18 protein-coding genes and 1 pseudogene are annotated in these 23789 nt (G+C 40.9%); 11 read left to right on the top strand and 8 right to left on the bottom strand.

Features of this window, described 5'->3' with window-relative positions; translation table 11 throughout:
- Positions 1-96: 96 nt before the first annotated feature.
- The 4 genes from tyrS to cpdA all read left to right on the top strand — a co-directional run bounded on the left by tyrS (position 97) and on the right by cpdA (position 4059).
- Positions 97-1293, top strand: coding sequence for a tyrosine--tRNA ligase (tyrS, locus tag H6G74_RS26345; protein WP_190970468.1), 1197 nt, complete (start codon positions 97-99; stop codon positions 1291-1293).
- A gap of 75 nt (positions 1294-1368) precedes the next feature.
- Positions 1369-2076, top strand: a complete 708-nt coding sequence (gene pyrF, locus H6G74_RS26340; RefSeq protein ID WP_190970458.1) for an orotidine-5'-phosphate decarboxylase — start codon at positions 1369-1371, stop codon at positions 2074-2076.
- 158 nt (positions 2077-2234) lie between these two features.
- A complete protein-coding gene (locus tag H6G74_RS26335) occupies positions 2235-2840 on the top strand; it encodes a hypothetical protein (protein WP_190970457.1) in 606 nt (201 codons plus the stop codon).
- A gap of 421 nt (positions 2841-3261) precedes the next feature.
- On the top strand, positions 3262-4059 hold the full coding sequence (gene cpdA / locus H6G74_RS26330) for a 3',5'-cyclic-AMP phosphodiesterase (protein WP_190970467.1): 798 nt from the start codon (positions 3262-3264) through the stop codon (positions 4057-4059).
- A gap of 74 nt (positions 4060-4133) precedes the next feature.
- Here the strand turns inward: cpdA and H6G74_RS26325 are convergent, their stop codons facing one another.
- The 3 genes and pseudogenes from H6G74_RS26325 to H6G74_RS26315 all read right to left on the bottom strand — a co-directional run.
- On the bottom strand, positions 4134-4724 hold the full coding sequence (locus H6G74_RS26325; protein ID WP_190970456.1) for a chromophore lyase CpcT/CpeT: 591 nt from the start codon (positions 4722-4724) through the stop codon (positions 4134-4136).
- A gap of 435 nt (positions 4725-5159) precedes the next feature.
- Positions 5160-5345, bottom strand: coding sequence for a hypothetical protein (locus H6G74_RS26320; RefSeq protein WP_083468729.1), 186 nt, complete (start codon positions 5343-5345; stop codon positions 5160-5162).
- 167 nt (positions 5346-5512) lie between these two features.
- Positions 5513-6034, bottom strand: a pseudogene (locus H6G74_RS26315) (glycosyltransferase); the annotation flags it as partial.
- 435 nt (positions 6035-6469) lie between these two features.
- On the opposite strand from H6G74_RS26315, the gene xth reads away from it, so the two are divergent.
- Complete coding sequence (gene xth, locus H6G74_RS26310) at positions 6470-7255, top strand: exodeoxyribonuclease III (RefSeq protein WP_190970455.1); 786 nt, start codon at positions 6470-6472, stop codon at positions 7253-7255.
- Between the two features lie 160 nt (positions 7256-7415).
- Here xth and rppA read toward each other — a convergent pair whose 3' ends face one another.
- Positions 7416-8108 carry a two-component system response regulator RppA gene (gene rppA / locus H6G74_RS26305; protein ID WP_190970454.1) on the bottom strand — a complete coding sequence of 231 codons (693 nt, stop codon included), beginning with the start codon at positions 8106-8108 and terminating at the stop codon, positions 7416-7418.
- A 76-nt stretch (positions 8109-8184) separates the two neighbouring features.
- Here rppA and hisG point away from each other — a divergent pair, with 76 nt between their 5' ends.
- The 4 genes from hisG (at position 8185) to H6G74_RS26285 (ending at position 14255) form a co-directional block, all read left to right on the top strand.
- A complete protein-coding gene (hisG, locus tag H6G74_RS26300) occupies positions 8185-8829 on the top strand; it encodes an ATP phosphoribosyltransferase (RefSeq protein WP_190970453.1) in 645 nt (214 codons plus the stop codon).
- Positions 8830-9274: 445 nt separating this feature from the next.
- Positions 9275-11539 (top strand): GAF domain-containing protein, encoded by a 2265-nt coding sequence (locus H6G74_RS26295; protein WP_190970452.1) that lies wholly within the window; start codon positions 9275-9277, stop codon positions 11537-11539.
- 17 nt (positions 11540-11556) lie between these two features.
- Complete coding sequence (locus H6G74_RS26290) at positions 11557-11982, top strand: response regulator (protein ID WP_190970465.1); 426 nt, start codon at positions 11557-11559, stop codon at positions 11980-11982.
- Positions 11983-11987: 5 nt separating this feature from the next.
- Entirely contained in the window at positions 11988-14255 is a 2268-nt protein-coding gene (locus H6G74_RS26285; protein ID WP_190970451.1) for a hybrid sensor histidine kinase/response regulator, read from the top strand.
- A gap of 32 nt (positions 14256-14287) precedes the next feature.
- Here the strand turns inward: H6G74_RS26285 and H6G74_RS26280 are convergent, their stop codons facing one another.
- Complete coding sequence (locus H6G74_RS26280) at positions 14288-15292, bottom strand: aspartate carbamoyltransferase catalytic subunit (RefSeq protein ID WP_190970450.1); 1005 nt, start codon at positions 15290-15292, stop codon at positions 14288-14290.
- Positions 15293-15604: 312 nt separating this feature from the next.
- Here H6G74_RS26280 and H6G74_RS26275 point away from each other — a divergent pair, with 312 nt between their 5' ends.
- A complete protein-coding gene (locus H6G74_RS26275) occupies positions 15605-16132 on the top strand; it encodes a YdcF family protein (protein ID WP_190970464.1) in 528 nt (175 codons plus the stop codon).
- A 201-nt stretch (positions 16133-16333) separates the two neighbouring features.
- On the opposite strand, the gene H6G74_RS26270 is transcribed toward H6G74_RS26275, so the two are convergent.
- Together H6G74_RS26270 and mgtE are read right to left on the bottom strand one after the other, a co-directional pair.
- A complete protein-coding gene (locus H6G74_RS26270) occupies positions 16334-18709 on the bottom strand; it encodes a di-heme oxidoredictase family protein (RefSeq protein WP_190970449.1) in 2376 nt (791 codons plus the stop codon).
- 1417 nt (positions 18710-20126) lie between these two features.
- Positions 20127-21479: a magnesium transporter gene (gene mgtE / locus H6G74_RS26265; RefSeq protein ID WP_190970448.1), complete on the bottom strand. Its 1353-nt coding sequence runs from the start codon at positions 21477-21479 to the stop codon at positions 20127-20129.
- A 550-nt stretch (positions 21480-22029) separates the two neighbouring features.
- On the opposite strand from mgtE, the gene H6G74_RS26260 reads away from it, so the two are divergent.
- Complete coding sequence (locus H6G74_RS26260; RefSeq protein WP_190970447.1) at positions 22030-22272, top strand: hypothetical protein; 243 nt, start codon at positions 22030-22032, stop codon at positions 22270-22272.
- A 63-nt stretch (positions 22273-22335) separates the two neighbouring features.
- Here H6G74_RS26260 and H6G74_RS26255 read toward each other — a convergent pair whose 3' ends face one another.
- Positions 22336-23658: a hypothetical protein gene (locus H6G74_RS26255; protein WP_190970446.1), complete on the bottom strand. Its 1323-nt coding sequence runs from the start codon at positions 23656-23658 to the stop codon at positions 22336-22338.
- Between the last annotated feature and the right edge of the window lie 131 nt (positions 23659-23789).

Below are 23789 nucleotides of genomic sequence, written 5' to 3'. Positions count from 1 at the left end.
ATTAGTTTGGCAGATGAAAAAACGGACAAGTTGCCAGTGAATGTAACCAACCTAACTTCTCAGATAAAAAGTGTAGTTAATAGCGAATCTCCTATTATGGCGCAAGATTTTTCTTGGCTGCATCGTGGAATAGTAGAAGTATTCCCCCAACCGACTGATATTAATAGCGAAATTGAAAGTTTAGAACAGCGTCTAGCAAATAGTAACAGACCTTTGAGGGTGAAATTGGGAATCGACCCTACGGGTGCTGATATTCACTTTGGTCATAGCATACCAGTGAGAAAACTGCGAGCGTTTCAAGATGCTGGTCATACGGCAGTCCTGATTATTGGTGATTTTACGGCTCGCATTGGTGATCCGACTGGGAAATCTGAGGTGCGTCGCCAGCTAACAGAGGCTGATGTGGCGCAAAATGCCCAGACTTACTTAGACCAAGTGCGTCCTATTTTGGATTTTGACACACCAGGACGGTTAGAGGTGCGTTATAACTCCGAATGGCTTTCCCAGCTTAATTTAGGAAAGATTTTGGAGTTACTGTCTACGATGACCGTGGGACAGATGTTAGCCAAGGAAGGGTTTGCTGAACGTTATAAAAAAGAGAATCCGATTTTCTTGCATGAGTTCCTTTATCCGTTGATGCAAGGCTATGATTCTGTTGCTGTTGAGGCTGATGTAGAACTTGGGGGAACTGACCAAAAGTTTAACATTGCTGTAGGACGAGATTTACAACGTTATTTTGGACAGAAGCCACAATTTGGGGTGCTGTTACCAATTTTAATTGGTACAGATGGCGTACAGAAAATGTCGAAGTCTCTGGGCAATTATGTTGGGTTGTCGGAACACCCAGGACAAAAATATCAGAAGTTACAAGGGGTTCCTGATAATTTGCTGGCACAGTATTTTGAACTGCTGACAGATTTACCTTTAGATAAATTGCCAGAAAACCCGCGCGATCGCCAGATGCTTTTAGCTTGGGAAGTAGTTAAACAATATCACGGCGAACAAGCTGCAAATGAAGCGAAAGAAGCAGCAAAAAGTGGCGGTAAGGAAGGTGCTGTTCCGGAATTTGCCCTTGCTAATGTACCCCAATTTCCAGCAAAGTTGGCTTTTATACTTGGTGCTTGTGGCTTGTGTAAAAGTACAGGCGAAGGACGGCGGAAAATTCAAGAAGGTGGTGTACGCTTGGATGGCGATCGCATTACTGATGTTGATACCACTTTTGCCGAACCTCGTGAATTACACGGACGAGTGCTGCAAGTGGGTAAGAACAAGTTTGTGCGTTTAGTTCCGTAGATTTAGGGAGTGTGGGAAGTGTGGGAAGTGTGGGAAGTGTGGGGAGTGGGGGAAATCACCAAGGACAAATGACGAATGACAAATGACAAAATAATTGTGGCTTTGGATGTGCCGGATTTGGAGGGTGCGATCGCTTTAATTGACAAGCTAGAATCAGTGAGTTTCTGGAAGGTTGGGTTAGAGTTGTTTACCAGCACTGGGCCGGAAATTTTAGAAATCTTAAAGTCTCGGCAAAAGCGCATCTTTCTAGATTTAAAGTTTCACGATATTCCGAATACTGTGGCTGGGGCTTGTCGCAGTGCGGCGCGTTATGGGGTAGATTTGTTGACAATTCATGCAACCGCAGGTAGAGATGCCCTCAAAGCTGCCACAGAAGCAGCCCAAACAGGCGCAGCCCAAGCAGGTGTGCAACCGCCAAAATTAATTGCTATTACGCTGCTGACGAGTATTTCGGCGCGACAATTGGCGTTTGATTTAAAAATTCCCCTAGAGTTGCCCGAATTTGCCCTAGAAATGGCATTAATGGCGCAAGAGTCAGGGTTAGATGGGGCGGTATGTTCACCCCAAGAAGTGGCACAATTGCGCCAAACCTGTGGGGATGAATTTTTATTCGTTTGTCCGGGGGTGCGTCCAACTTGGGCTGATAAAGGAGATCAAAAGCGATCGCTCACCCCTTCCCAAGCCATACTCGCTGGTGCAAACTATTTAGTAATTGGTCGTCCTATCACTGCTGCGCCTGATCCTGAGTTAGCCTGGAAGCGAATTTCTGAGGAATTGAACTAGAGGCTGGAGGCTAGGGACTAGTAAGTAGAGTGTGTTACGGCTATGCAAGAATTTTGGAACTTAAGAGAGTGAGAATTAGCCGTAACGTACCATCTTTTCCGGTGTGTTCAGCGTTGATATAACGCATCCTAAAATTTAAGCTTTACTCACACAAAAGTATGAAAAAGTCGTTTCCCTACACCCCTACATCCCTACTCCCCCTCATCACTTCTACTTTCTGTCTAATAATTGCCCATACTGTTGATAACACTGCATTTTCTCAAACCGCAGGGATAAATGTAAACTCTGTTTGCAGAGAAAAAAATATCGAAACATTAACTACTCAACTTTTGCGTGATTTACCTAGTTATAGTAATCGTGCCAGTCAACGCGCTCGTCGGCGAGCAAGAAGTAGTGATTTGTTCAGTTATATGCTGTTAGCGGGTAGACCAGAATTTCAACCTCTACCACTAAATCCTGCTAGTGATGATATCAATGAGCAGAAAAGTGCTAACTCAAAAGTTGAGCAGGTATTTTTTACTACCTTAGAACGACAGTATATAGAAAATAAAGCTATTGAATTACAAGAATTTCATTGGTTGTTTTTGACTAAAAATCAAAATGGCTGGTATTTGGTAACGATGTTGACACAAACTGGTACTTCTAGAAATCAACAACCACCAACACCACCGCGTGATAGTAGTAATGGTACAGTCGCCCAAGGGATAAAAGCTTGGTTGCGAGATTGTCGGGCGGGAAGTCTGCGAGAGACAGGAAGAAACTAAGGGCTGATTAGAGAGATGTTTTTTGTTTCGCGCATAGACGCGGTAGCGGCTTCTCGTTCGCGCAGCGTCTCCGTCAGGAGAAGAGTAGGCGCAAAGGCGCGAAACATCGATAGTTAACCTTATAGTCCACATTCCGCACCCAATCTCTGTGCGTAAGTCCGGTTACTTTTTTCTATCTTAGGGTAGATGCGAAATTTTTTTATTTAAAATTGTATTTTTATGTACAGCCTTGAGTATAACAATTACTTAAAGACTGGTAACACATTTTGAGCAGAAGCTTTGAATTTCCAAGGTAAGTTGCCAAAATAATTATTAGGCACGCACTTAATATCAAGCTAGTTTTGCTACTTGAGTGAAAGTTCAGTGTTCTACCGATAATACAAATCAGGGTACAGATACAAATAGAGTGTGAGCAGTGAAGATAAATTATATACCTCCCTTATCAATTGCTCAGGTAACGGATATACATCTGTTTGCCTCAGAAAATCATCAACTGCTGGGAATGCCTACAAGTGAGTCTTTTAAGGTAGTTTTGGCACGATTGCAGGAGTTAAAATCGGAAATTGATTTACTATTGTTGACGGGAGATTTATCTGGGGATGGAACTTCTGAGTCTTATGAACATCTGCAAAGTTTAGTTAATCAATTACAGATACCTACTTACTGGCTACCAGGAAATCATGACTGTGCGATCGCAATGAATGAAATTCTTAACTTGGGAATGATTTCGCGGCGCAAGTCTTTTCAGCGTGGTAATTGGAATTTTATCTTACTAAACTCGGCTGTACCTGAGTGTGTACATGGTCATATTTCTGCTAATACTCTAAGTTGGCTGGAGTCGGAATTAACAAAACTAGGTGATAAACCCACATTAATAGCGTTACATCATCCACCTTTTTTGATAAATTCTCTATGGTTAGATAGCAGTAGCCTCCAAAATCCTGAAGAATTTTTTGCAGTGATTGACCGTCACCCACAAGTTAAGTTAGTTTTATTCGGTCATATTCATCAAAAATTCCAACACCAGCGCCACAACGTCGAGTATTTGGGAACTCCCTCAACTTGCATTCAATTTCGTTCCAATAGTCCCACTTTTGCTATTGACGAAAAATCACCAGGATTTCGGCTGTTAAAACTATACCCCAGTGGTGTTTGGGAAACGTCAATAGAAAGAGTTCCCTATTTTCACCCACTGGAGTTAGCTGCAACGGGATACTAGACAAGTTAAAAATTAATATCTTGTCTCCCCTATCTCCCTTGTTCCCCTTATCCTCCCAACTCAATACTCAGCACTCAGCACTTCACTTCATCAGCAAAACTCGCCCACCGCACGAAGTAAAATGGCCCGGCGACGGAACCCCATATATGTTCATCGGTTTCTAAGTCGCGTCCCCTGTCAAGACTGATGAATTTTTCGTCGTCAATTTCAAATTCACTGTCTAGGTAAGTTCTTTGACCTTTGCGGAACACAATACAGCCTTTTCCTGGTTCTACATGACCTTTAAAGCTGTTACCTGTCCACTCGACTATCATGTTACAGCCTGGTAGTTTCTCTAAGTCATCGGCTGTGAGGGTTTTGAGGCGTTCTAAGTCACGAGATGCACCGTAGAATTTTTCTTCTTGTTTAACAGTGTAGTTTTCGATGTGGATGCGATCGCCTACGTTCAACAACTTTAACACCCGCAAACGATAAGGGTCATTCAACATATAGTCATAAGCTTGTTCCACAAAAAAACTGACCCCTGATAACAATTCCAAAGGTAAGGGACGCATACACACGCGAATATGTGCATAAAATGGCGGATTTTCAAAAGCCTGGGCTTGGTTACTAAAATCAGCAGCCATCCATCTTGCTAAGGTTGCAATATCTGTAGAGCTTGTCATTTATAGATTATCTTTGGTTGCTTAAAAATCTCTTTGAGTATTTTAATGAAGTATGAAGTGTGAAGTCTAAAGTATGAATTTTTATGAAGAGAAATTCATATTTTATTCTATGGGTATGTTCACATTTCCCATCTACCCCTAGAGACTAGAAGTCGCAGCCATACAAACAAAGTCTCCTTGGGCAGACTAAGGGACTCCCAGCTTAAAAAATATACTATCACTATGTAGGCAAAGGGCAGAAAGCAGGGGGAAAATATTCTATGTCTTCTCTCGGAAATTGAATAATTTATTTTCTGGAAGTCCCTAACAGAAAATCAAGGTTTTTAAACACAAAGATTATCTGTTGAGATTTGATGTAAGGGTTTTGAATAAGTACATCCCTATACCCTTACACCCAGTCTCCCTAAAAAACCTTTGTGCTTAACCCCTAAAGACTTAAGTATTAATCTTTGGCTGAGTCAGCACTCCTGTATTCCGGGTTTCTCCATTATTTAAGCGATTAATTGTCAACAGTGGTACTTCTTGTCGGCACGACAGGCAAAACCAATATAGTTCACCATGACGGACATGACGCAGTAGGGAACCACCGCAACACGGGCAAGTGTTGGCTCGCATACTCATTCCAATGTCCTCCTTAAAAATAAGATTGGTGTTAAATGCAGGTAAAAAGGTTGTAAATTATTGCCGCACTTGAGCGGTATGGATGTAACCATTGAGGTTGATGCGATTTTTTATAATTTTTTTGTAGGCTGTTTCGTAGCTGTCAACCATTTGAGTAACGCTCAATTTTGTGGCATTAACGGATAATCTGCAAGCAAAATTCCGTTACCAACTATGGCAAGATAATTTAAATTAATTTGCCGTTGAGTGTGACTAATGCTGATGTAAGCTTGCTTTTGGTGGCGACTGTAGACGTTAACATTATCTTTTGTAAAATTGCTGTGCAGATTATGCACACTGGGAGTTGTAACCAAACTTGCTAAAGGTAATGCCCCAATTTCTACATGAGAATGAATGATGCCGAATTCTGCAGCTTGTTGATCAGTTTGGCTCTTTTCCAACATTTCACACACTGCATACTCTTGGACATTGCTATCTAAGGGTAATGCCTGTGGATGAATTGCTACTAAACGAGCCAGAGTTTGTGAATCACCAGAAGCAAACAAAGTTACTTCATAACCAAGGCGCATTAATTCATCGGTCAAGCAACTCACTAATAGTTCAATTCCTCCATGATTTGAAGGCGGAACTCGTTCCCATAAAGGGGCACCTGAGCGATTGTCATAAGTTGTTTTGGTTCGGACTGTCAGAAAGTCTTGTTATAAAGATTATTAAAATCTTTTCTCGAAGACAAAGCATTTTTACTGACTCTTTTAAGATTTCAATTAACTTGACTGGCTTGCAAGAGTGCAACATTAGTTAACACTAACGTCTCTGTCTACCGCTAAATTTAAGACTATTTACAGGTTGTAGTCACTAAGTGTCTACACCTTTAAAATATAGCTCACCTTCCTTGATTTTCATCTACCTTGAGAATCAGAATTAGTCTGAATATTTTGTAGCAGAACTTACAAAAAGCTAGATTTTGTAGCCATAAATACTAAAAATCCCATCCGGGATCAATTTTCTTAGAAGAATAATCTGTTTAAAAATCGGCATTTACGAGGATCATTAACATAAAGATTAAATAATACTAAAATTTTGTTAATTGGGAATTTTAGGCATTAATTTCGATAAATAACTAAATGAAAATTGTAACTTGGAATGTTAATTCAATTCGCACTCGTCTAGAACAGGTGATCTATTGGTTACGTGAGAATCCTGTGGATGTGCTTTGTTTGCAAGAAACAAAAGTCATAGATGCCGATTTTCCGCGATCGCCTTTTGTCGAATTAGGCTATCATCTCTACATCTCAGGACAAAAAGCTTATAACGGTGTTGCCCTCATCTCCCGTCAACCACTCAAAGATGTTTCTGCTGGATTCACCGCTATATTGCCTCACCTAGAACCAGAATGGGATGAGCAGAAACGCGTAATTACAGGTGTGATTGATGATATTCGGATTGTAAATTTATATGTACCTAATGGTTCTGCCATTGGCAGTGAAAAATATGAATTTAAGTTACGCTGGTTGACTGTGTTACGAGAGTATTTACAATTTCTGCTCAAGTCAAAGTCAGCCATTTGCATTTGCGGTGACTTTAATATTGCTCTGGAATCAATAGATATTCACGACAAAGTAAATGCAGATAACCATATTATGTCGTCACCAGCAGAACGCCAAGCCTTGAGAGATATTCTGGAATTAGGCTTTGCTGATGCTTTCCGCAAGTTTACTACTGAAGGCGGACATTACAGTTGGTGGGATTATCGCACAGCCGCCTTTCGCCGCAACTTGGGTTGGCGGATTGATCATCACTATCTCACACCAGTTTTGTATGAGCGTGCCAAAAGTTGCATTATTGACGTGAACCCCAGAACATTACCCCAACCCAGCGATCATACACCAGTGATTGTGGAACTTGAGTAAAAAAGGGGCTAGGGGCTAGAGATGAGGATCTTTTACCATGCTCAGTACTGAGTGCTGAGTAAGGAAAAGAGTACTCAGCACTCTTCATTCCTAAAGTAGGTGGGTGGGAAAATTTGTTGATTTTATGATCGCCTAAACTAGTCATCAAAGTGCGATCGCTTTACTCAACAAACGCACTACCGAAGCGATAGCCTTTACCATACACTGTGTGAATCAACGTGGTTTCTTTACCTACCTCAATCTTGCGGCGCAACAGGCGAATTAATGCTGCGATGACGTTGCTACTTGGTTGTTCTTCATCTTGCCAGAGATGCTCCATAATTTGGGCGTGAGTTAGCAACTGTCCTGTGTGTTCCATAAAGTATTGCAACAGTTGACTTTCTTTTTGGGAGAGTTCAATAATGCGTCCTTGGCGGTAAGCTACTTGGTTGTCGCAATCAAGTTCTAAATCAGCAACAACTAATCTTTCGGGAGTAGTTTCATAAATTTGGGAACTTCCACGACGCAATAAAGCGCGGACTCTGGCTAACAATTCCCGTAATTCAAAGGGTTTAACTAAATAATCATCTGCACCAGCGTCTAAACCTTGCACGCGATCGTCTAAGGTATCTTTGGCGGTAAGAAACAACACAGGTGTATTTTTGCCTTGTCGTCGCAATTCTTGGCAAATTTCTAATCCGGTTTTTCCTGGCAACATCCAATCTAAAATTAGTAAGTCATAATGACTGGCTGCGGCCAGATGACTACCATTAGCCCCATCATAAGCCGCATCTACGGTGTAACCTTCACGAGTTAACACGCGACTTAAGGGGTCTGTTAATTCTACTTCATCGTCAACTAATAAAATTCTCATGCTGCTTATGGTAAGCAATCGAGATATTCTCAATAATAAATGAACTGTCTACACGCTAAGGATATCAAGAAAAAGAATGTTGACTGTCGCACTACCGAAAGGGGAACTACTAAAAAATAGCATCCGCCTGTTGCAATCTGTAGGACTAGATTTTAGTGCTTTTTTAGATTCTGGAAATCGCCAACTTCAGATTCTTGATGCGAGTGGACAAGCTAGGGGTTTGTTAGTACGCGCACAGGATGTACCTGTCTATGTAGAATATGGTCAGGCACAGTTGGGTATTGTTGGTTATGATGTGTTGCGAGAAAAACAGCCACAGGTAGCCCATTTAGTTGATTTACAATTTGGCTATTGTCGCATGTCGGTGGCAGTTAAAGCAGCCAGTCCTTACAAATCACCTTTAGATTTTCCGCCCCACAGCCGCATTGCTTCTAAGTATGTCAATTGTGCTAGGGAATATTTTCAAAGTTTAGATTTACCAGTAGAAATAGTACCGTTATCTGGTTCTGTGGAACTTGGCCCAATTACAGGAATGTCAGAAGCTATTGTGGATTTGGTTTCTACAGGGCGGACTTTGCGCGAAAATGGCTTAATTGAACTAGAGACTTTGTATCACAGTACGGCGCGGTTAATTGGACATCCGTTAAGTTACCGAATTAATACAGGTAATATGTGCGAGTTGAGTGCTAAGTTGCGCGAGGCGGTTTTGGTGGGGGTATAGGGGTGTAAGGGTGTAGAGGTGTAGGATTTTCCCTACTTCCTACTTCCTTAATTCACTGGAGTTACGCCCAATATTCAAGTTTAGGGCGATCGCTTACATCTTAGCCCCGACGAATAGAATTTGCGGCTATAAAAACAAAGTCCGCCTACGCGGACTAACATGAAGAGTGTTGAGTTAAAAAAACGTCTACAAGGATAAGCCAGTCTCGTGCGACTGTCGTCGGGGCATTTACCGAGTGCTGAGTAAGCTAAAATTAAGGGTTTTGTCTTTGTAGCCGCGACTTCAGTTGCTTGGTGCAAGATGCGAATTAACTCAAAATCTAAAAAAACTCCTCTAAAAACTCACAGCTAGTTAAATTATTAACTAAAGTAAAAAAATATTAATTAAAAATCTAATTTTTTCCGACTTTTAATCAAACCTTTTTTGAGTTTTTTCCCAAAAATTAATGCAACCTGAATCTTATCATCAAGAACAGGCGAGGCTAGAAGCTCTGCGCCGATATCAGATTTTAGATACTGAACCAGAACCAGCCTACGATCATCTTGCCCAGTTGGCAGCTTTTATTTGTGGTACTTCCATTGCTTTGGTTAATTTCATTGATGAAAATCGTCAGTGGTTTAAAGCGAAACTTGGTATAGATGTGGCAGAAATGCCCCGGAATGTTGGTTTATCGTATCTTTGCTTAGAACGCCAGAATATTGTAGTTATTAATGATACGTTACAAGACGAGCAATATGCAGCAAATCCGGCAGTGACGGGTTATCCATATATCCGGTTTTATGCTGGCGTACCTCTGGTTTCTCCCGACGGACAGATATTAGGAACGCTTTGTGCAATTGACCCAAAACCCAGGGAGTTGAACCAACAGCAAATAGAGGCATTATCAGCTTTAGGTAGTCAGGTAGTTAGTCAATTAGAACTCAGGCGGCATTTAGTCAAAAAACAGCAAACAGAAGAGTTTTTGCGCGAAAGTGACCAAAGATTGAAGTTAGCACTACAGGCGGCTAAACTAGGTTCTTGGCAACTTGACCTGAAAACAAGTGAATTATCTACCTCTAGTCAGTGCTATGTCAACTTTGGTCTGTCGCCAGAAGTTGAGTTTACCTATAGTAAGCTTCTTGAATGTATTCATCCTGACGATCGCTCTTATATGCAAGAGTGTGTTAGAGAAGCTATAGAACATCATGGTGATTACGAGGCAGAATATCGCTGTATTTGGCCAGATAACAGCATTCATTGGATATTAGCTAGGGGTACTGTTATTTATGATGGGGATAATCAACCCATACGGATGATTGGTGTCACCTTAGATGTGACTGAGCGCAAACAAGCCGAAGAAGAACTCAAAAAACAGCACTTGCGATCGCAATTATTCGCCGAAATCACACTCAAAATTCGAGAATCTCTACAATTAGAAGAAATCCTCCAAACCACAGTTAAAGAAGTCCAAAAACTCCTGCAAGCTGACAGAGTGTTAATTTTTCGCCTGTGTCCTGATGGTTCCGGTACAGTGGTGCAAGAAGCAGTCCTATCAGGTTGGCCTGTGGTTTTAGGACAAAATATTCTTGATCCTTGTTTCCAACAAAATTACGTAGAAAAATATCGTCAAGGACGCATCAGTACAATTTTTGATATTGCAACAGCTGACATTCAAGACTGTCATAAAGAATTTTTGCAGCAGTTTGGTGTCCAAGCTAACCTCGTAGTCCCAATTTTCATCCGTGATGGGATTTGGGGCTTATTAATTGCCCATCAGTGCGCTCATCCCCGTCATTGGAACAACTTTGAAACGGAATTATTACTCCAGTTAGCTAATCAAATTGGTATTGCTTTATCCCAAGCACAACTTTTAGAACAAGAAACCCGCCATGTTCAAGAGTTAGCGCGTTCTAATTCGGAATTGGAACAGTTTGCTTATGTCGCTTCCCATGATTTGCAAGAACCATTGCGGATGGTGACAAGTTACTTGCAGCTACTAGAGCGGAAATATAGTAGCCAACTTGATGCCACTGCCGATCAGTTTATCAACTATGCCGTGGATGGAGCGCGGCGAATGCAAAACTTGATTAACGACTTGTTGAATTATTCACGGGTAACAACCAGGGGACAACCTTTTGTGGAAGTTGATTGTGGACAGATTTTAGAGCAGGCGATCGCTAACCTAAAATTTGCTATAGAAGATAGTAGCGCAGAAATTACCTACGACCATCTCCCCACAATTACAGCCGATCCCATACAACTCACACAAGTCTTTCAAAACCTCATTGCCAACGCCATCAAATTCCGCCGAGACATCCCACCACGCATTCATGTTAGTGCATTGAGAGCAGATGAGGGAGATGGGAGACAAGGGGGACAAGGTGGACAAGGTGGAAACGTAGACAAAGATGTTTCTTCTCCCTTGTCTCCCCCCTCACCCTTGTCTCCCTCTTCCCTCCCCATTCCCCACTCCCCACTCCCCACTCCCCACGAATGGTTATTCTCCGTGAGTGATAATGGAATTGGTTTAGAGACACATTACGCTGAACGTATTTTTGTAATTTTTCAGCGTTTGCATGGTAGAAGTAAGTATCCGGGTACTGGTATTGGTTTGGCAATTTGTAAGAAAATCATAGAACGCCACGGCGGACGTATCTGGGTTGAGTCAGAACCGGGCCAAGGCTCGAACTTCTATTTCACAATTCCAGATCAAGCAGGTCAACTATCGTGAATAACCCACAATCAATTATGCCAATTGAGGTTTTGTTAGTTGAAGATAATCCTGGTGATGCGGAACTGACACGCATTGCCCTACAAGATAGCAAAATCTCAATTAACCTCAATGTTGTGGAAGATGGTGTAGAGGCGATGGCATTTTTACGCAAGCAGGATAGCTATGCCAGAAAACCTCATCCTGATATTGTATTGTTAGATTTAAATTTACCGCGCAAAGATGGACGGGAGGTATTGGCAGAAATTAAATCTGACGACAGTCTCAAACGGATTCCCGTCGTTGTTCTGACTACTTCCCAATCGGAAGAAGATATTCTTAAAGCTTATAATTTGGCCGCTAATTGTTATATCACCAAGCCGGTAGATTTTGATCAATTCGTTAAAATTGTACAATCCATAGAGAATTTCTGGTTTGCGATCGTAAAACTGCCGCCGGAGTAATGGAAATGGCAGGAAAATTAATCAAAGTCCTATTAGTCGAAGATAATCCTGGCGATGTTTTTCTTCTACAGGAGTTATTAAAAGAAGTCAAGACCGTCAATATAGAGTTGCATCCTGTTGAGCAATTATCAGCAGCACTCAACTTATTAGCGGACAATAGTTTTGATTTGATGTTATTAGACCTGTCTCTACCTGACAGTCAAGGTATTGGCACCTTTGTGACTGCTACCCATCAAGCAAAAGCTACACCGATTATTGTGCTAACAGGTTTAGATGACGAAACTTTAGCACTCCGCGCCATGCAAGAAGGAGCGCAAGATTATTTAGTTAAGGGGCAAGTAACTGGTGATTTGCTAGTGCGTTCGATGCGCTATGCGATTGAGCGTCAACGGATTGAAGATGCACTACGTCAGAGTGAGGAAAGATTTCGCGTAGCACTGAAAAATTCGCCGATTTTTGTGTTCAATCAAGATAGAGAGTTACGTTACACCTGGGTTTATAACTCTATTTCTGGCTGGACAAATGAAGATATGCTGGGTAAGCATGACTCAGAACTGCTCCCAGATGCAGATGCTCAAAATTTAACCACTATTAAACAAGGTGTTCTGATTACAGGGATAGGTACAAGAGCAGAAGTATTGCTGACTACTCCCCAAGGAATTCGCTATTATGATTTGACTGTTGAGCCATTACGCAATGAGTCACAAGATATTGTGGGGATAACTTGCGCCAGTATCGATATCACTGAAAACAAACAAGCCGAAGCAAAAATCCGCGAACAAGCAGCATTATTAGACATCACCACAGATGCAATTTTTGTGCGCGATTTAGATAATAAAATTTTGTTTTGGAACAAAGGTGCAGAAAAACTTTATGGCTGGCAAGCATCAGAAGCTTGGGGAAAAAATGTTAGTGAATTATTATTTGATGACTCTTGCCCGGAATTGGAAGCAGCTTGGTTAAACGTCGTCAGCAAAGGTAAGTGGCAAGGTGAATTAAGGAAAAGAACGAAAGCTCTTAAAGAGGTATTAGTAGCGAGTCGCTGGAGTTTGGTGTGCGATCGCCAAGGTAGACCCCAATCAATTTTAACAGTAGATACGGATATTACGGAGAAAAAACGCCTAGAAGCGCAACTGTTTCGCGCCCAACGGATGGAAAGTATCGGCACTTTAGCCAGTGGTATCGCCCACGACCTCAACAATATCCTCACACCAATTTTAGCGGGAGCGCAACTATTACCACTGAAGTTCCCTGATGCTGATGAACGAACCCAGCATTTATTAGAAATTTTAGAAATTAATGCCAAGCGCGGTGCAGACTTAGTTAAACAAGTCTTATCTTTTGCGCGGGGTGTGGAAGGTCAACGCATCAATTTGCAACCTCGACACTTAATTGTTGAAGTTGCCAAAATTTTGAAAGAAACCCTACCCAAATTTATTGAAGTTCGCCTTGATTTATCACCTGAGTTATGGATGGTTTCGGGAGATAGTACCCAACTCCATCAAGTGTTAATGAATCTCTGCGTTAATGCTCGTGATGCGATGCCCGATGGTGGTACTTTAACGATCACTGCGGAAAATTTATTAATTGATGAAAATTACGCCCGGATGAATTTAGATGCCAAAGTCGGCCCCTACACAGTAATGAGTGTCTGTGATACTGGGATTGGCATTCCAGAGGAAATTTTAGATCGAATTTTTGAGCCATTTTTCACAACTAAACCAGTAGGACAAGGCACAGGATTAGGACTTTCTACAGTTTTGGGAATTGTGAAAAGTCACGGCGGTTTTGTGAGTGTAGAAAGCCAAGTCGGGAACGAAACTTGCTTTCGGGTTTATTTGCCTAGTGTGGGTGAACAGGAAATTTTTAGCCCAGACGAAATCACACCGCAAGTCGGTCACGGAGAATTGATTTTGATTGTAGATGATGAACCTTCGATTCAAGAAATTACCAGAACATCCCTAGAAACTCATCATTATGATACTTTAATTGCTAGTGATGGCATTGAAGCGATCGCCCAATACGCCAAAAATGCTCATAAAATTAGTGTCGTGCTGATGGACATTATGTTGCCCTCATTGGATGGGATAACAGCCATCCGTACCTTACAAAAAATAAACCCCCAAGTCAAAATTATTGCCACCAGTGGACTCATGGCAAAAGAGAAACTAGGGGAAATCATGAAAATGGGTGTGAAGAAATTCTTGGCTAAACCCTACACTGTGAATGAATTGTTACGCAGTTTACAAGAAATTCTCAACGAAGGTAGTTAATCATTTATTGCCTACACCCTTACACCCCTGCACTAAGTCTTCCCACTACCAATCAAATACAACAATGCCATTCTGACTGCTACACCACTGGTAACTTGCGATTGAATCAAGCTAAATTCTGGGTCATCCATTAAATCAGAACTAATTTCTACACCACGATTTACAGGGCCGGGGTGCAGAACTTTCACATCAGGCTTGCACAGTTGTAATTTTTGTCGGGTAATGCCAAATAACTGATGATATTCTCGCAAACTGGGGAGTAAATGTGCTGTCATTCGTTCTTTTTGCAGTCGCAGAGTCATCACAAAGTCTGCGTCTTGTAAGGCTGGTTCTAATTGCCAATGTAAAAATAGTCGCCCGTTGAGTGTATCTTTTTTCTCACTATACATATACTCAGCAAATAATTTTGGTAACAAAGTCGGTGGTGCAGCTAAATGCACTTGTGCGCCACTGGCAACTAAACTCCAAATATTCGATCGCGCTACGCGAGAATGTAAAATATCTCCAACAATCGCAATTTTTTTCCCAGCCAGAGTTTCTATATTCGGATGATCGCGGTCAAATAAAGTACAAATCGTAAATAAATCGAGCAATGCTTGGGAAGGATGTTCATGTTGACCATCGCCAGCATTTAGTATACTGACTCGCACACCCAACCGATCCATTTCTTGAGCGATCGCATCTGGGACACCTGCTTCTTGATGACGGATGACCATAATATCAGTCCCCATCGCCAAATAAGTCTTAGCTGTATCGAGTATTGTCTCGCCTTTGGTCATCGAAGAAGTGGAAGCCGCAAAATTTAAAGTATCTGCGCTTAAACGTTTTGCTGCTAGTTCAAAACTGCTACGTGTGCGAGTAGAAGGTTCAAAAAATAAATTCGCCACCACCTGTCCTTGCAAAGTTGGTACTTTCTTCGTCCGCCGTGATAGCACTTCTTGAAAACTTGCAGCCGTTTGCAAAACGGTATTGTATTCAGCCGTAGTGAAGTCAGCTAAAGAAATTACGTGATGGCGATTCCAGGTGGTAGTAGGCATAAATATGTGCGTTGTGGTATCAAGATGCAATAAATTGCTTCTCTACCAATATTTACTTTTAGTATGCAGAGGTAATAATAGCACTTGCTTTCAACATCGAGACTAATATCGAATAGGACTCAGTATACAGAATACAGAAGTCAGTGTTGATCACAGATTAATGGCTCATAGTTATGGACTAATTAAAATTTCTGCCTAGCAAAATCTTGATTTAACAATCATTCTGGATTCTGACTTCTGAGGACTGAATTCTGACAACAAAACTGGCCAGGAGTTATGAAATTGCTCATATACCGACTGAGAAAAAAATGGATGTTGTTACTAGCGGGTTTAATTCTCGCTTTACTACTGACTATTCCTGTCAGACTGGCAATTGCTTATTACCAAACTCCTCAACCTCAAGCTATTCTAACCCTTGGTGGTGGCGCAAATCGACAAGAGTTTACAGCTTCGTTTGCTCAATTTTATCCAGGTCTAAAAATTTGGGTTTCTTCTGGTCTTCCTCCCCGCGAAGCAAAAGCCATTTTTCATACCGCAGGGATCAGTGATCAGCGATTTCACCTTGACTACCGTGCTACGGATACGGTAACTAACTTTACCACTTTAGTAGAAGTTTTCCAGCAACAGCAGATACACCATATATTCTTAATTACTTCTCAGTTGCACATGCCCAGAGCAAAAGCGATCGCTACTGTAGTCCTTGGTAGTCGAGGTATTGCTTTTACTCCTGTCTCAGTACCCTCTCAACTCACGGAATTAGAACCAATAGACCTGATTTTGCGTGATGTTGTCCGTTCCCTTCTCTGGCTAATTACAGGGTATACAGGAAGCGAGTTTTAACTAGTACAACAAGGCAAAAATGAAGAGTGCTGAGTGCTGAGTACGGTAAACCAATTATGAAAGGTCACAAATCCGCAACTTTTCAAAAAGTCGGGGATTTGAACACTTGCAACCTGTCAAAGACAAAAAAGAAGGGACGTTTTGAAAACGTCCCTGCAATTCAATTTTTAAACACTCAATGTCTGATCAAACCAAGAGGTTTTACAACTGTCTCAAGAAAGCGATAATTGCTCTTTGATCATCGCGTGTTAAAGAACGGAAGCGAGCCATAACTTCTTTTGCTTCACTTCGGCGAGTGTTGGAAAGCTCACTGTTATATGGTGGGCAAATGACATCTTGAGGTCTTGCACCGTAGTCGATAACAATGGGATCACTGCCGTTCACTGTACCGTCATAATTAAGTTTGTTGAAGTATTTACCACCTACATTTGGAGGTACAGGACATCCAGCACCAGGTAGTCTAGAGGTCTTAGAGTCGTCGGGTGCAGGTAGGTCATGTAGCTCAATTGCAGCCAGCAGTGCTTCGTCTACATTGCGAACAACTAATGGTTCGTTGGTTACGTCTCTGTTAGTTGTTACAGTACCCGCAGGTGTGGTGTCACGGTTGAGGATACTTAAGAAGACACGCGCATCGTGCATGAATGGAGGGCCAACTCTACCAATACCCATTAGAGGTGGTGTACGGAAGCGATCACCAGTAGCAGTACCTCTCACGTTGGAGAAGGAATCGCTGGCAAAGTTACGCATTAAATCGTAGGTTGCAAAGGTAGCTACGTTACTATTACCTCTTTGACCAAATGCGTCAGCACGGGTTACAAGGAATGGATCGCGGGGAATTGGCGAATTTCTTTCAGCATCAATAACTGGGCCTCTGTGGATGTTGATATCAGAGAATATAGGAGCCCAACGATAGCTGAGAGCATCGATAAGTCCTTGTGCATCAGGCCCCAAGGATGGGTCGCCAGTAGCTGGAGACTGACCAGTTCTTTGAATTGGAATGTGGCAGTTAACGCAACCAACCATGCGATCGCTCTGGTTAATCGCATTGGGATCTAAACCATCGCCGCCTCTAGGCATCTTACCAGCAATAGTCCGGTTAGCAAAGGCAACCAAGTCGATACCAAACAACTCTGCTCCTCTTTGCACTCTAGCGGCTGGATTGTTACCAGGTAAATCTCTAGAAGGATCTTTAGCTCTCAGAACAGCTAACAAGTCTCTACCGAATTCTGGGGGAGCAAGGGAACGGATGAAGTTACGTTCGCTAAATGGTCTGCTGACAGGAAGTTCTGGATCAGCTACTTCGTTGCGGCAGTTGCGATTGTAAGGAGCAATAGCGGGGTTAGCAATATTTTGCTCAAAAGGAGAGATGCGGTTAGTCATACTCAGACTACCAAACATACCTCCCACAATAAACTGCATCATTTCTGTGCCATTGGCACGTAGACCAAAACGTCCTAGTCCTTGGGCGAGTAAATCCTCGCGGGTAGGAGGACTTACGTTTGGAGGAATTGTATTGGTGACACCTGTGACGCAATCACCGGTACATTGGAACAAAGTAGTTCTGAGGGAAGAATTGTCACCTCTTACATCATTGGGGTCAGAAGCGCCTGTAATATCCACGTTAGGAATCGCTTCTATCAAACCACGACCAATATATGGAGGCCCTGCGAGTTCAGTAATCGCACGTCTAAATCCACTGGCACTCCGTCCGGTGGTGCGATTAAAATTATCGAGGTTTCTATCTTCTGCAACGCTGGGGATTGCATCTGGTTTACAATCTAGACCAAAAGTCGCTCTCAGTTCTTCACTAGGAGGGCGTACGTGCTGTAAGAAGCCACCAAAATCTTGACCACTGGGACTAGTAGCATTTAACGCATCAAAAATGACAGGTGTTGCTGTAGCGTTAAAGTCTCCAAATACTGTAAAGGCTGCGGTTCTGCCTGTACTATTGACCGCATCTAGTTCGTTACTGGTATTTAAACTCCGACGATTTAAGTCAACAGAACCATCTGGATTGACTGGATCTAAGCGTCTACCAGGCGCTCTACCACCATTAACTTGTGTATCACCAGATACAAAACTGAAGTTAGTAGGAGTTGTTCTGTTGGCTCTACTCACAGTAGAAGTACCTGTCAGCAGTCCTTCGTTGGGAACTGACTCCAGGTTATTCAGGTGACAACCTGCACATCGTGTTTGCATAGCCATCGAACCGAAACCATTCTCAACTCTGTTGGGGGTAGTAAAGAATTCCGCCCCTTCGAGTTCTCTTTCTTTGATTGAGTTGGGTAGAGAAGGATAAACTAATTTATCCAATTGAGCCACGGTAGTGATTGGGCTAATCCCGACATCGCCAAAGTTATCACGACGTACACGCTCGGCTGGACGCAGGGTACGCCCATTAGGAGGCTCAACTACAAAGTTAGTTGCAACTTCGGCTCGTCGGCGTGCAAATAAGGTTTCTTCGTCAGGTAAGGCAATCTGACCGAAGACCTTTTGTGGGTTGATATAGCCCATCAGTACAGACAGGCCTAAAGATAAACCCACTATTAATAAAAGAAATCTTCGTTGTTTTCGCATTAACTAAGTTCCAAGCTTATTTAATATTTGAGTAATACAAACTCAAGGCTGTCTATTTCGCATTAGGAGTAATACAATTTCCGGGCTACCGATTCCGTAGAGGAATTGTAGCTTTTTCGTCACGAGTACGAAGAAATCAAGCAAAGTATTGATCCCAATACTTTAGAACTTAAGTTCGCAAATAGTTGAGTAACTAATTACACTGTATATTACTACAACTTCAAAGCAAAAGGAAATTTTTATTAAGTATATACTGTTAAATATTTCTACATAAACTGTCTCAAATAAATCAAGATACTATGAAGTTAATGTGACGCTAAAGTCCAGTTTATGTAATCTTTAAAATCCAGTTATTTTCATTATGAAGTTAAAAAAATCTTTAAATAAGGCATCATCAAGAGAGAATTATGCAGTTACAAAGTAAATGCTTATATGCTTGACATTTACCCAGGAGCATTAGGCTATAATGCTGCAAAATCAAGGCTTTGGGATGACATTTCTCTCCTTTACATAAATTCATTAAGTCAACTATATGACCTGTCAGACAATAGTTTTATCAAAATTAAATGAATTACCTCAGTACATAACGCAACAGAGCTAGAGATACTCTATCCCTAATTGTTTGTAGATTTGTTCAAGCAATATAAGCACACAATAATGCTCATATACTCAGTATCAATATTCAAATTTTGTATCTATTTAGGTTGACTCGCAATCAATATTATGTGTTATCAAAATTGATACATTTTACGGATACATAATTGCTTGGCAAAACAGCACATAACTTCCAACTAGTAAATAGATTTAACAAAATTTCACTGCTAATATTCATCAATAATTGATGTTAATAAAAATTCTCAAGAACTAATTTGCGGAAAACCTACTAAAGCCAAATCTTTCCTAGATTGCGTCTGTAAGGATAGAGATTTACAAATAAGTTGCACATATAGCAGTTCTATTTGATGGATGAACAACAGGGGTAAGGGAGACAAGGTAAACAAGGGAGATGTTGGTAAATCATTTAGGATTGCTATATTGTCAAACAAATTTCTGTAGTATGAGATGACAGATGCTCTCACACTCTTGAAAGATTTAAACTGGAATGGTTGCGTTAATAATATTGATGCAATGGCTGTGGGGTGTTAAATATTTGCTGTTTACCCCAAAACTATAGATGTCAGAGTCATCAATATATTGACAATTAGGACTGATATACAGAGTAAGGAAAACCTTAGATGCGCTAGAGGCTTCGCTTACTCTACAGTAGTAGCCAATAACTAGAGTTTGATAGAAGACACAGATCCAAAGGAGGGAATAGAGTTGAAAATGCTGTTTACTTAAGTCCTAACGATAAAATATCATACCAAACTTCTTTGGTGATGAAATTAAACTTTACATTAAGTAAAATTGCGTTTAATCACTGGGGTAAGTGAAAAATATGCAAAGCCAGAGAAATTAAAGTCAGGAAAGTTAAAAAGCCGATAGTATCTAGCATTGTGGTGACTAATGGCCCACTCACTAATGCAGGGTCAAGCTTCAGCCGTTTTAAACCCATTGGTAAGAGAGTACCAAGAGTCACAGCCACTAGTGTATTCGTCGCCATCACTGTACCTGCAACCACACCAACCCAGCGTTCTTGGGGTTTCGCCCAAATCATCGATAGTGCCATCATGGTGATAGCTAAAACTACGGCTGTGCCTAAGCCTGCCAGCACTTCTTTACGGAGAATTTTGAAAGTATCTCTAGGTGTGACTTCGCCAACACCCAAGCCTCTAATTGTTACAGTTAAGGCTTGAATTCCTACAGTCCCGCCTGTGTTGGAGAAAATCGGCATAATTACAGCTAATACTGGTACAGCCGCAATTACCGATTGAAAAGGTGCGATCGCACTTGCCGCACCAATGTACAATGCCATAATTGCCAACAACCACGGTAGGCGCTTGCGAATGGTAACTAAGGGCGCTGATAAAGCTTCTTCATCACCACTCACCCCGGCTAGTTTTTGGATGTCTTCGGTGGCTTCTTCTTCTAAAATATCAATCACATCATCAATAGTGATGATGCCGACTAATCTATCTTCCCTGTCTACTACTGGGATAGCGATTAAGTCGTAACGCTTCATGATTTGGGCGACTTCTTCTTGCGGCGTTTCGGTTTTAACTTTGATGACGCGATCGCTAGATATATCACGAATATAGACATCAGGAAAAGTAAACAATAACTGACGCAATGAAACGACTCTGACAAGTTTACGGTTATTGTCTGTAACGTAGGCGTAGTAAATTGTTTCCTTATCTTCGTCTTGACGGCGAATTTTGCTTAAGGCTTCACCAACGGTTAAACCTTCTTGTAAACGCACATATTCTGTAGTCATCACCCGCCCAGCAGTACCTTCGGGATAACCCAGAATTGTGGCGGTTGCTTGTCTTTGTTCGGGACTTAGCTGTTGTATTAAGCGTTTAACTACCCCAGCCGGTAATTCATCAAATAATTCTGCCCGTTCATCAGGACTCATCGCCTCCATAATTTGTACTACCTGGACATCATGCAGGGAATTAATTAATTCTTCCTGCACATCTGTGGGTAGATATTCAAACACGTCAATTGCCTGGGCTTTATTTAACAGCCGAAAAGCGATCGCTCGTTGTTTTTCTGGTAATTGTGTAATATATTCACCGACATCTACGGGTTGTAACCCATTTAAATCGCATTTCAACTGATTTAAATCAGAGACATTGAACAGTGAATCACGAATGTCCTGTATGAGCATGAATACCTCCTATGTGCCTCCCCCGCGCCGAGAGACACGCTCACCAGCTTAGAGGAGGTTCGTACTGCCGTCTTGTGGACTTTTGTCCATAAAATCTCAACAACTCAATATCGATTGCCAAATCAAGGCATCGCTAACTGATCATCCTAACTTGGAATAGTGCGATCTGATCAATTTTCAGTAACTATGTACTAATTATGTGATATTCAGTACAAGTACACTATTGATTACCCTGATTTTCCGTTAACTAGTGTCGATTGTACTATCGCCAAAATTTGTGTCAAGCAAATTGTAGAGGTTTGCTGGCAAACTTCACACAGTCAAAATATTTACATAGACTCATTAGTGTTTGTTTGAAGACTTAGGGTAGATTTATGAGTTCTGATACTAAGTTGCGTTTAGAAATAGTATTCCTAATCTCCACTCCCGTCCCAAATTATTATCTTTGATTGCAACTTGGTATGAGAACAATCGCTCATCCTATCACTTGCATCAATATACAAAGTTGGGTGTAGCGATAGCAAAACCCAACAAAAGATATTAAAAAATAATGGCGGCAGATTGTCTTTATTGGTTAACTCACATCTTGCACCTAGCCCCAGCGAATGGAATTCGCGGCTATACAAACGAAGTCCGCCTACGCGGACTGACGAGAAATCAAGGGTTTGGAACCCGCGCAGGCGGTGAGGGGGTCGCAGTCTTGGCGGTTCCCGTCGATTGCGAACCCCCGAACCCGAAGGGGTTTTGCCTGTGTAGCCGCGACTTCAGTCGCCTGGTGCAAGATATGAGTTAAGCAAAAAAACACTATATTTTCCCAATAATACTAAGTTGCGTCCACCAACAATCTGTTTAGCAATTATTGATAAATATTCTCCCTTAATTGGGAAAACACATGGTAAGTATCTATCTTATACTTACCTTGAGAATTTTGTTTGGCTTCTTCAATTTTAATCAAGTTATATTCAATGTTTTCAGCGTAGATTGCAAAAGTGATGTTAAAAATTTCTAGAAAATTAATAACCCATTTGCACTCATCTTTGGGTAATTTTTCGTAATAGTGAATTAAATGAGCAATTCTAATTTCCAAATGGCTACGAGAATTCTGACAAATTAAAATGATTTTGAGGAGAATAATTACTAAAGTTAATGGATGACCTTGAGAAAGTAATAAAATAAATAACTGTGAAGGTTCTCGACCATTTTCTGTGGTTAGACAATCAATCAACCGATTACAGCTTCGCAGAAATAAGTTTTTATCTAAAACTTCTTCATCATGTTCTGGTTTCCAATTAGCTAAATTTTCTTTTAAGTCTTGATTTAATATTTTGACCAATTCCAGATTTTTAACAGAGAAAAATAAGTACTTGCGTATACTTTCTTTAAATTCTTTAAATGTTTGCTCATGTGTTTGTTTAATAAATATATTGGCTAAATTTTCATAACTGAATAATCCTTTTTTTAGGATAATCATTTTAATCAAACGTAAAACATTATCGCCCAGGATGCTAGGATTGACATAGCGTGTAGAATTGGAAGCCGAGGACTGAGAACGCGCAATATACATTGCTAGTTCAAATTTAAAATTGTCCTTCATCTGCTTAGAAAGTTGCCTAGCTGCTTCTTGTTGCTCTTTTGGGTTATTAACATCTAAAGATTGGGCAACTAGTAAATAAGCTGCATAGCGATTACTCCAGTGAGATTTACCTTTATGATCGTGTTTATGAGCAAATAGTTTTAATTCTTGATAATCTTCACTCTTAACAAAATTTTTGAGCCAGCTTTTATATGTATACAAACTGGTATAACTGCTTTTTTTGCAGGGAACATCATAATTAACTAATAAGTTAATTAATTCTTGAATAGCTTCATATTTTCTTTTAGATGCCCAGTTATTAACTATGATATAGCAACAACGCTTAATAGTATTCCGAAATTCCTGCTCATTGTTGGTTGAGAGGATTTTCCGAATTAGAGGTACTGTATTTAAACTACCTGATTCTAGAAAGTCAAAAAATAATCTTTTAAATTCTCGCAAGACTTCTTCTGGAGACTTTTCATTTACAATTTCCATGAAGAAGCTATAAATTTTCTCTTGCCCAAGTTGGAGATTTAATGGCTGAAGATTGGGTTTAACAAAATTTGCTTCTTCTAAATCAGTAAACAGGCTGTGAGTGGTCATGGAAGTTCTCAAGACCAATGAAGTTAATGTATCTATTATTTATTAGATTACCTGTGACAGTCATCAGTATCAATCAATTTTTCAAAGATAAGGTAATTTTTTGAATGAGTTTTGATGAATTTACTGAAGTC

The organism is Nostoc spongiaeforme FACHB-130, assembly GCF_014698475.1.
GTDB lineage: Bacteria > Cyanobacteriota > Cyanobacteriia > Cyanobacteriales > Nostocaceae > Nostoc_B > Nostoc_B spongiaeforme.
This window is presented reverse-complemented; position numbering and strand designations above follow the sequence as displayed.